The organism is Asaia sp. W19 (assembly GCF_003994335.1).
Lineage (GTDB): Bacteria > Pseudomonadota > Alphaproteobacteria > Acetobacterales > Acetobacteraceae > Asaia.
The window spans coordinates 1-1,756 of sequence record NZ_PNQZ01000170.1 but is presented as its reverse complement, the minus strand read 5'-3'; the positions used below and the strand labels follow the sequence as shown (position 1 = coordinate 1,756).

Here is a 1,756-nt window from a genome sequence, read left to right as displayed (position 1 = left end):
GGTTTGATGGTACCCGAGGTGACGGTGTGGTCTGCACGCATCGACGGGCGGGTTGCAGCGATCGGCGCCCTGAAGATCTTCGGTGAGGGGGTGGGGGAGGTCAAATCCATGCGCACCCATCCCGATTTTCTCGGGCGGGGGGCAGGGGCAGCGATTCTCGCTACGATTATCGCCGCGGCCAGGGCGCACGGGCTGAGATGTCTGAGTCTTGAGACCGGTACGGCCCCCTCCTTCGCGGCCGCGATAAGGCTCTATCGCCGAAGCGGCTTCGAGAGCGGCCCGCCTTTCGGTCCCTATCAGGCGAGCCCCCACAACCAGTTCTTTCACCTGACACTCTGATACCGGGCACGAGGAACTGGCCGCTTTGGAGGAACGAGGGGTGACCCCTCGCGTGGCGTGTTATCGGCTGATCATGATCTCGATCAGATTCGCCTTGCCGCTCGCAATTCCCGCCTGAATGGCAGGCGCGATATCACCCGCGCGAGTCAGGCGCTGGGCGGGCAGGCCCATGGAGGTGGCGAGGGCCTGATAATCAATGATGGGGTTGACAATATCCATGGCGATGAAGCGGCCTGTCTGGGCGGCGGTATAATTCTGCTGGCCGCGCATGAAGTTTTTCAGGACATTATATTCGCAGTTATTCATGACCACGAAGGTAATGGGCAGATCTTCATGGGCTGCTGTCCAGAGCGCCTGGGGCGAATAGAGCGCTGCACCGTCGCCCACGAGGCAGACCACGGGTTCGCGCTTCAGTCCTAGCGCGCAGCCGACAGCGGCAGGCATGCCCCAGCCCAGCGCCCCACCGCGCAGAAAGGAATACTGGGCGGGATCGTTGCTCTCCAGAAAGCTGCGGACAAAGCCTGATGTCGCGATGGCTTCATCGACGATCGGCGTGTTCGGCCCAATGGCGCGCACTGCCTCGCGCGCGGCGAGGATCGGGGGAATGACGGCTTCGGAGAGGGCATCATCGGCGCGACGATGCAGTGTGGAGCGTTCCGTGGCGCGCTTCATAGCCGCGTCCCGACGCAAGCTCGCATAAGCGGCGCTTTGGGCGCTCGAGGCGTTTTCGATCAAAGGCTGAAGAGCCGTGAGGGAGGCTTTCAGATGGCCGCAGGTCGAGAGGGTGGTGGGGTAGGTGCGCCCGAGATCGTTCACATCGGAGGAAAGCTGATAGACGGTGCAGCCCTCGGGAATGGCCGAGCCTTCGGTGTAGAGAATGGTGATGAGCGATTTTCCGCCAATGGCGAAGATGGCGTCATAGTGAGAGAGTGCCTCTGCAATGCCGCGCGCCGTTGTGGGCAGATTGCCGCGCCAGAGCGGATGCGCCGTCGGAAAGGGCACGCGTGATGGCCAGGACGACCCATAGACGGGGGCGCCGAGTGTCTCTGCCAGCGCAGCCGTCTCGGCAGCGGCCCGACTGGCATGGATTTCGTCACCGGCGATCAGGGCGAGCCGACCGGGAGCGATGGCAGCGAGAGCGTTTGCGAGATCGGGCAGGGCGCCTGCGATGGCGTTACGGTCGATGCGCGAGGGGGCGCCGGCGCTGATCGTGCTCATCTTCTCCATCACGTCCATGGGCAGGGAGAGAAAGACGGGACCGGAGGGCGCCGCATCGGCATCGTGAAAGGCGCGGCGCACCAGCGTGGGAAGTTGCTCGGCCGACGCGACTTCCTTGCCCCATTTGACCGCGGGCTCGGCAATTTTCAGCAGATCGCCGAAAAGCAGCGGGTCGGTTACCGCATGGCGCAGATCCTGC

The 1,756-nt window shown here is 63.8% G+C and carries 2 protein-coding genes; one reads left to right on the top strand and one right to left on the bottom strand.

From position 1 onward, the window contains the following. Positions 1–339 (top strand): GNAT family N-acetyltransferase (locus C0V97_RS17685; RefSeq protein WP_127103739.1); only part of this gene is annotated, 339 nt, incomplete at its 5' end. A gap of 60 nt (positions 340–399) precedes the next feature. Here C0V97_RS17685 and C0V97_RS17680 read toward each other — a convergent pair. Beyond that, positions 400–1,756, bottom strand: a 1,357-nt coding sequence (locus C0V97_RS17680; protein WP_127103738.1) for a thiamine pyrophosphate-binding protein, incomplete at its 5' end; no start/stop codon positions are given.